Source organism: Candidatus Accumulibacter necessarius (assembly GCF_036625085.1).
On sequence record NZ_JAZKUM010000006.1, the window covers coordinates 406,133 to 414,206 of the forward strand.

8 protein-coding genes and 2 pseudogenes are annotated in these 8,074 nt (G+C 62.8%); 2 read left to right on the plus strand and 8 right to left on the minus strand.

The window, feature by feature from the left end:
* Nucleotides 1–120 precede the first annotated feature (120 nt).
* Together purD and hemF are read left to right on the plus strand one after the other, a co-directional pair.
* A pseudogene (gene purD / locus V5B44_RS18310) lies at nucleotides 121–1,405 on the plus strand (phosphoribosylamine--glycine ligase).
* A gap of 57 nt (nucleotides 1,406–1,462) precedes the next feature.
* A pseudogene (gene hemF / locus V5B44_RS18315) lies at nucleotides 1,463–2,376 on the plus strand (oxygen-dependent coproporphyrinogen oxidase).
* A 26-nt stretch (nucleotides 2,377–2,402) separates the two neighbouring features.
* Here the strand turns inward: hemF and V5B44_RS18320 are convergent.
* The 8 genes from V5B44_RS18320 to V5B44_RS18355 form a co-directional block, all read right to left on the minus strand.
* A complete protein-coding gene (locus tag V5B44_RS18320) occupies nucleotides 2,403–3,098 on the minus strand; it encodes a hypothetical protein (RefSeq protein WP_332360413.1) in 696 nt (231 codons plus the stop codon).
* A gap of 155 nt (nucleotides 3,099–3,253) precedes the next feature.
* Nucleotides 3,254–3,568, minus strand: coding sequence for a heme biosynthesis HemY N-terminal domain-containing protein (locus tag V5B44_RS18325; protein ID WP_332360414.1), 315 nt, complete (start codon nucleotides 3,566–3,568; stop codon nucleotides 3,254–3,256).
* Nucleotides 3,565–4,320 carry a uroporphyrinogen-III C-methyltransferase gene (locus tag V5B44_RS18330; protein WP_332360415.1) on the minus strand — a complete coding sequence of 252 codons (756 nt, stop codon included), beginning with the start codon at nucleotides 4,318–4,320 and terminating at the stop codon, nucleotides 3,565–3,567. The genes V5B44_RS18325 and V5B44_RS18330 overlap by 4 nt, the downstream gene beginning before the upstream one ends.
* 10 nt (nucleotides 4,321–4,330) lie before the next feature.
* A complete protein-coding gene (locus tag V5B44_RS18335) occupies nucleotides 4,331–4,507 on the minus strand; it encodes a hypothetical protein (RefSeq protein ID WP_332360416.1) in 177 nt (58 codons plus the stop codon).
* 138 nt (nucleotides 4,508–4,645) lie between these two features.
* Nucleotides 4,646–5,386 (minus strand): uroporphyrinogen-III synthase, encoded by a 741-nt coding sequence (locus tag V5B44_RS18340; RefSeq protein ID WP_332360417.1) that lies wholly within the window; start codon nucleotides 5,384–5,386, stop codon nucleotides 4,646–4,648.
* A 29-nt stretch (nucleotides 5,387–5,415) separates the two neighbouring features.
* Complete coding sequence (gene hemC, locus V5B44_RS18345; protein ID WP_332360418.1) at nucleotides 5,416–6,360, minus strand: hydroxymethylbilane synthase; 945 nt, start codon at nucleotides 6,358–6,360, stop codon at nucleotides 5,416–5,418.
* Nucleotides 6,361–6,621: 261 nt separating this feature from the next.
* Nucleotides 6,622–7,404, minus strand: coding sequence for a LytR/AlgR family response regulator transcription factor (locus V5B44_RS18350; protein ID WP_332358493.1), 783 nt, complete (start codon nucleotides 7,402–7,404; stop codon nucleotides 6,622–6,624).
* Nucleotides 7,401–8,074: sensor histidine kinase (locus V5B44_RS18355; RefSeq protein WP_332360419.1), on the minus strand; the 674-nt coding region annotated here is incomplete at its 5' end. The genes V5B44_RS18355 and V5B44_RS18350, both read right to left, overlap by 4 nt.

An 8,074-nucleotide genomic window follows, 5' to 3' on the forward strand; every position in this document is an offset into this window, starting at 1 on the left:
CAGCAAGATGCGGTGCAGAAGATTGCGCTGAACAGGCTGGTCAGTGCCTGGGTACGGCGCAGTTTGACGGGCTGCGCACCAACGGGCACACACAGAAGTTCTGGTGGTGAAAGGATGGTCATGAAGTTACTGGTCATCGGCTCCGGCGGTCGCGAGCACGCACTCGCCTGGCGTCTGGCAAGAACCCCGGGCCTGCAGAAGGTCTTCGTCGCACCCGGCAACGCTGGCACTGCTGCGCGAGCGTGAACTCGAGAACGTCAACCTCACCGACCCCGAAGCGCTCGCCGACTTCGCCGCAAAGCACAAGGTCCATCTCACGGTAGTCGGCCCCGAAGCGCCGCTCGCCGCCGGCATTGTCAACCTTTTTCGCGACCGCGGCCTGAAGATCTTCGGTCCGACCAGGGAAGCCGCCCAACTCGAAAGTTCGAAGGACTTCGCCAAGCGCTTCATGGCCAGGCACAACATTCCCGACCGCCCGCTTTGCGACCTTCTCCGACAGCAGCCGCGGCACACGCCTACGTCGACCAGCAGGGCGCGCCGATTGTCATCAAGGCCGATGGACTGGCCGCTGGCAAAGGGGTGGTGGTAGCCATGAACCTGGCCGAGGCCCACGATGCGATTGACCACATGCTGCCCCGCAAGCGGTGACAGCACAGCGAAAGACTCGCCCCGGCACGCGTGCTGATCGAAGAATTTCTCGAAGGCGAAGAAGCCAGTTTCATCGTCATGGTCGACGGCAAGAATGCACTGCCGCTGGCCTCGAGTCAGGATCACAAGCGCATCGGCGACGGCGATACCGGCCCCAACACCGGCGGCATGGGCGCTTACTCACCGGCACCCGGTGGTCACTCCGGAAGTTCACGCCCGCGCCATGCGCGAGATCATCCTGCCGACGGTTCGGGGAATGGCGGCCGACGGCATCCCCTACACCGGCTTCCTCTACGCTGGCCTGATGATTGGCAAGGACGGATCGGTCAAGACCGTCGAGTTCAATTGCCGCCTTGGCGACCCGGAAACACAGCCGATCATGATGCGTTTGAAATCCGACCTGCTGACTCTCTTCGACCATGCCGTCGCCGGCCGGCTCAACCTGGTTGAAGCGAGCTGGGACCGTCGCGTTGCCCTGGGCGTCGTACTGGCCGCAGCCAATTACCCCGGCACCCCGCGCACCGGCGATCTGATCAGCGGCCTACCGCAGAACAGCGAGGACAGTCACGTCTTCCATGCCGGCACGCAGCGAGCAGCGATGGTCGAATCGTCACCTCCGGTGGCCGCGTGCTGTGCGTCACGACGCTTTCCGACAACGTCAAGCAGGCCAGAAACGCGCCTATGACCTGATTGTCGGCATTCACTTGACGGCATGCAGTATCGCCGAGACATCGGCCACCGCGCGGTCAGCCGATGAGCAAGGCAAACCCCGGCCGGGCGTTTCCTTCCCGGCACCGGCGCAGCTCCAGGGATGATCGATTCCGCCCGCCTCAGGGACTACTTTACCGACCTGCAGACGCGTATCGTCAACGGCGCTCTGAAGCGCTCGAAGGCCGTACCGGCTCGACCTTCCGCGCCGACCCCTGGGAAAAGGAGGCCGGCTCGCCACTCGCGGGCAGCGGCTGCACCTGCATCGTCGAGGGTGGCCGCGTTTTTGAACGCGGCGGGGTCGCTTTCTCGCAGGTCAGCGGTGTTGAACTGCCGGCCTCGGCAACCGCCAAACGCCCCGAACTGGCGGGGCGCGCTTTCGCCGCGATGGGCGTTTCGCTGGTGCTGCATCCGGAAAACCCGTACTGCCCGACCGCGCACATGAACGTGCGCGCGCTGATCGCGACCAGGGCTGATGCCGAACCCGCCTGGTGGTTTGGCGGCGGCATGGATCTGACGCCCTACTACCCTTTTGCTGAAGACATCCGGCATTTCCACGCCACCTGCAAGCAAGCATTGCAGCCGTTTGGCGACGACACGCACGCACGCTACAAGAAATGGTGCGACGAGTACTTTTTCCTCAAGCACCGCAACGAGCCACGCGGCGTCGGTGGCATCTTCTTCGACGATCTCAGCGAGGGCGGCTTCGAGCGCTGCTTCGCCCTGACGCGGGCCGTCGGTGACGCGTTTCGGAAGCCTACCTGCCATCATTGAAAGGCGGCACGCCTTGCCCTATGGCGAACGCGAACGCGACTTCCAGGCCTACCGACGCGGACGTTACGTCGAGTTCAACCTGGTCTGGGATCGTGGCACGCTGTTCGGCCTGCAGTCGGGCGGGCGCACCGAATCGATCCTGATGTCGCTACCCCCCATCGTCAAATGGCGCTACGACTGGCACCCGAAGCCGGCAGCGCCGAAGCCGCGCTCTACGAAATGCTGACGCCACGCGACTGGGCATAGCCCCGTGCCCACTTCGTGATGGGGTGTCAGGCATGCTGCTCAGCCGCCGCCCGATAATGCGGCAGCGCCTCGCCGGAGCGCTCGGTCTGCTCAAGAAGACGCGCCAGTTCGAGCCTTGCTTCACGCTGTTCGGCCAGGGACGCTTCAAGGTAGCCTTGCGCTTTCCCCCACAAGCCTTGAGACAGACAGAGACGGCCCAGCGCGTGCAACAGACGAGGGTCCCTGGGATGCTCGAGTAGCCATGCTTCGGCTCGTGCGATGCACGCAATCAGATCATGACCGCGCAGTTGGCCGTAAAGGCTGATCCATGCCGGATCCCATTGCACGCTGAGCTGCCCTTCTATGAGGCGTTGGGCCTGATCATGAGCGCCGTGTTCGATCAAGGCCTCGGCCAATGGTATTGCCAGTCGTGGGCTGTTCTCCCTTGCCGGCAATTGCCGCAGATACTCGAGAAGTTGTCCGGGATCTCCCCGTAGGTGGCGAACATTCTCCTGATGGGCCTTGAGCCTGATTTCCTGCGCCAGTTGCGGGGCCACACCATCGCGCTTCTCGAGCAGGCGCACCAGGCGCAGCACCTCCGGCCAGTTGGCGCAGCCCTGCTGTGCGCGCAACTCGGGGCGAAGCGCCGCGATGTGGCGGCCAGATAGGGCCTGCAAACGCTGAAGTGTCTTCGCAGCCGCCTCGAAATTCCTGCCGTCGAGGTGGGTTTCGGCTTCGAGCACCAGTCGTGCCGGCCCATCCGTAGATCGTCGCGGCTGGCGCGCTCAAGCCATGCCTTCCCCGTCTCCGCCTCGCCTAGGCGCTGTGCGGCGCGTGCCGCGAGCAGCGCCGCCAGAGCCGGCGCATGGGTTGGCGGCATGCGCCTCACCCGCTATTTTCAAAGCCTGGCCGAAACGCCCCTCGAATAGCAGACGCATGTGGCATCCTGAAAGGCCACCGCAGCCTTCTCGCACCGGCGACGTTCACGAAACGATCGGACCCGGTTCGGCAGTGACACGGTCAGCGCGGCGGCACGGAAAAGGCCGTAGAGCAGGACAAAGGTCAGAGCAAGCAGAACAATCGCCAGGTGGAGCGAAAGCTCCGCGCGATACGGCGGCAAGACCAGCAAGAGATAACCCTTATTGAAGCGTGCTGCCAGAGAGATACCGACCGCGAGTGCGCACAGCGCCAGCAGCCAGAACAGGCGCCTCACTTGAGCTCCTTGCCTAGCTTGAAGGTCTTGATCGCTGCCAGACTTTCATTGAGCGTCGGCAATTCGATGTTGATTTCGGTCGAGGTCAGTTGCTCAAGCGCAGCCTGAGTGGTCTGAAGCGAGGCGTGCTGTGAGTCGAAATAGCGATCCAGCCAGGTCTGGGCATGCTTCAGCTCGTTACGAAAGGTCCATTGCTCCCTCGCCAGCAAGGCCAGACGGGCATTGAGCAGACGCAACTTAAGATTCTCGCGCAGCAAGAAGGCCTGCCCAGGCGCCCGCAGTGCCGGCTCGTCACGATCAAAACGCTGGATTCTGACCAGACCCTTGACATCCCGCCAGAACTCGCTGGCCAGCCGCAGCCAGAACTCTAGGCTGGCTGCCGACGCCGATTCTATGGCTCCCTTTGCAGCCATAGTCGACTCCCCAGTATTCAGCCGGGGCCGCGCTTCGACCGCCAGAGGCAGACTGTCGATGGCATTGATGATGCTTTCCAGCCGCAGGTTCAGGCCTGACATATCGACCATTGGCAAGGCCCGCAAACGATCAAGATCGCGGACCAAAATCTTGCGCAGACTGATGAACTGTGGTCGGCTACTGCTCGCTAGGCGAGCGTCTGCGGCCTGCAGGGCAAGCACCGCAGCTTGCACGTTGCCAGCCAGCTGCAACTGCTGCGCGGCCAGCAGAACCCCCTGCTCGACCTCGGCCAACGCCCACTCGTCCCGGTTGCGCCAGATCCTGGTAAAGATCCTCAAGCATTGCCTGCTAGCTCCGCGACTCGGCAATCCTCGCCTCGAGCGCACCGAGTCTGCCCAGGACAGCGGCCAGTTGATCCTGCGCATGCCTTGCCAGGGCACGGCTTTCGACGCTCACCGAGTCGCTCTCGGCCAAACGGCGAGCAAGCTCCTGCTGCGTGTCGGCCAGCTTGATTCGGGTTTCCACCCACTGCGCCTGCCAGCCCGAGGGCCAGCACGACTACCAGCAGCCAGGGGTTGCGCCAGCCAAGACTTGTTGTCGTGCTGACCGGCGCGGGAAACAGCGCCTGCGCAAGAGCAGGCCGCGAGTCAGGTTCTTCGCTCATCATTGCAGCCAATCATAGGCGCACAGAGCTGCGATGATCCCGGCATCGCCTGGTCCGCTCAGGACCACCCGCTGCAAGGCAAGCTCCTTCGCGAGATCGGCAATGCGCTGATGTGGTACGAAAACCGGTGTGCTCCGCAGACATGCACGCGAACTCTCGTCGAGCAGATCGACCAGATTGCGCAAACCTTCGCTTGAAGAAATCGTCAGTGCGTCAAGCCAGCCATAGCGCCATAGGGCCACGAGTGGCGCCGCGTCAGGTGGTGCCGAGCGCTGGTAGCAGCTCACGCAGTCGACTTCGGCGCCACGTTCACGCAACTGATCGGCCAGTAGTTCCCGACCTCCGTTGCCGCGAAGGATCAGTATCCGCCTGCCGGCAACGGCGGCTCGCTGCAACTCCGGAAGCTCCAGCACTGCTTCGGAGTCGAAACGCGCGACGGGCGCCAGCGTGTCCCCCAGCCCGTAGCTCGCGAGCGACATGACCGTGCTCTGGCCGATGGCGACCGGTCGCAGGCCTCGCGGCCACGCCTGAAGGGCGAGAATGTACGGCAGGCTGAACGCGACTGAATTGGGGCTGACGAAGATGGCCAGCGAGTAGCTTTCGATACGCGTGATCGCCGAGCGCAAGGGGCCGTGGTCGGCGAGGGGAGATATCTCGAGCAGGGGAAACAGCACCGCCTCGCCACCTTGCTCGGTTATCAAGCCGGCCAGTTTCGACGCCTGCGCGCGCGGGCGCGTCACAACGATCTTCCTGCCGCGCAAGCGCTGCCTCATTGGCCGGTTGAAAGCTTCTCCAGAATGGCATCTGCCCCTTCATCACGCAGCCTCTGCGCAAGTCCGCGGCCGATCGACTCGTCGTCTTCTGGGGCTCCGCGCACGTCGCCGGCAATGACCCGCCTTCCATCCGGCGTCGCGATGAAGCCGCGGAGCCAGAGGCGATCGTTCTCGAGCAGCGCAAAGGCAGCCAGCGGCACCTGGCAGCTGCCGCCGAGCGCACGAGAAAAGGCACGTTCGGCGCGTACACAGTGCGCACTGTGACGATCATTGAGCGGTGCCGTCAGTGCGAGGATTTCCGGCCGGGTCGAGCAGACCTCAATCCCGAGCACACCCTGGCCTGGTGCCGGCAGCGACTGCTCGGGCATCAGCAGGGATTTGATCCGCGCCGCCAGACCAAGCCGAATCAGGCCAGCGGCAGCCAGGATAATCGCATCGTACTCACCGGCATCGAGCCGTCGCAGCCGTGTATCCAGGTTACCGCGCAGACTCCGGATCACGAGTTGCGGATGACCGGCGCGCAGGATCGCTTCGCGGCGCAGGCTGGAGGTACCGACCACGGCATTGGCCGGTAGCTCGTCGAGCCCGGCAAAGCGATTGGAAACGAAAGCATCACAGGGATTCTCACGGGCCGAGATGGCCGCCAGGACGAAACCCTCTGGCATCTCCATCGGCACGTCCTTCATCGAATGCACTGCAAGATCCGCACGCCCCTCCTGCATCGCCAGCTCGAGTTCCTTGATGAATAGACCCTTGCCGCCGATTGCCGACAGGGGGCGGTCGAGGATCTGATCACCGCGGGTGGTCATGCCGAGAATCTCCACTGCAATCTGCGGGTACAACTCCGCCAGACGACTCCGAACGTTTTCCGCCTGCCACATGGCAAGACGTGATTCACGGGAGGCAATGACAATACGCGACGTAGCTGCGGTTGCAGACATCAACACCGGATTCCAGTAAGAGTTGAAGCACATTTGCCATACGACCGGCAAATGCAGTTTGCATCAACGCTGAAGACGCCAAACCTAGGAGAGCAATATTAACACGCCCACTGGCTCTGCTTGCTGCACTCGATCGGCTTGCTCACTGCAGGCGCGTTGCGTCGTCCCTTGCATCGAGGCTCGCCCCAGTTGGGCAGACGGCAGCAGCCAACAGCAATTGACCGCGGCGCATGAGCGGCACCACACACCGTCCATTGTCATTCAGGAAGCCGTCTGCCGCACGTAGGACTTCACCAGGGGCCACTGCCGACGACTCACGGGAAGTCTGTCCGGAATATCGCGCAGCATGACCTGCCACTGAGTCTCGGCATCGTCGGAAGCACTCTTCTCAAAACCAGAAATCGCGTCCTTGGCTGCCAACACGCTGCGATGCAAGCGGATAAACTGCTCACCAAACTCGTGTTCGAGATGGGTCAATGATTCCTCAAGAAGGAACTCGCGATCACGTGTGCGCGCCGTCACGTATTTCAAGTCCGCCTTGAAGTAAAGTATCTCCGGCACTGGAATCAGCAGCAAACGACCACGTTCATGGCAGGAGAGATGGGTACGCGCAGCCTGCTGCAAGTGCGCAAGCTGCGTTGATGTCAGCGGACGGCTTTGTCGTGCCTTCTGTAGCGCAGTCAGCAGACGCTGCGCGCGCACCGGCTTCAACAGATAGTCAATCGCATTGAGTTCAAAGGCCTGCACCGCGTAGGCGTCAAAGGCGGTCACGAAAATCACCGCTGGTGGATACTCCAATGCCGACAGATGCCGGGCGAGTTCGATGCCGTCCATTTTCGGCATCCGGATGTCGACCAGAGCCACGTCAACCCGTCGACCCGCGATCGCATCCAGCGCGAGCAAGCCGTTCCCAGCCTCGGCAAGGATTTCGGTCGGCAACGCCGACGCGATATCGGCCAGTAGGTCGCGCAGCCGTGCCCGTGCCGGGGCCTCGTCGTCGACGATCATCACCGACAGCACCGGACTCACTGCTGCGGCAATCACGGCCAATGGCCCCGGCAAGGCAAGACGATGTGTACCCGATACTCGCGCCGGCCATCAGCCAACAGCACCTCACCTGTATCGAGTCGAGCTTCGAGATCGTAGTACAGTGCCAACCGCTCACGGAGGTTATCGAGAGCCATGTGGTTGCCATGCTGATGATCGGCGCCCACGCTGCACGGATTGGCGAGATCCAGATGCAGCGCATCGCCTCGACGCATCAAACGGATGCGGATGGTACCGCTGTCTCCCGCTGGCTCGATGCCGTGATAGACGGCGTTCTCGAGCAGTGGCTGCACCAGTAGCGGCGGAACCTTGAGATCGAGAGGAAGATCAGCCGTCTCCCAGTGGACGTTCAGGCGGTCGCCAAGACGAAGCTTTTCCAGGTCGAGATACTGCCGACACAAAGCAATCTCGTCAGCCAGGGGTACCAGTTCTCGCGGATCGCGCATGAGCGCGCGAAAAAGTTCGGCCAACTCCTCAAGCGCGGTCTCGGCACGCTGCGGGTCCAAGCGGATCAAGGAGATCACTGCATTGAGGCTGTTGAACAGGAAATGCGGCCGGATGCGTGCGGTCAGCCATTGCAGTCGGGCTTCGGCAAGCGCTGGTGACAAGGCGCTGACGCGCAGTGCAAGATAGGACAGCATGAAGGCCGCCGTTATCCGCGCCAAGC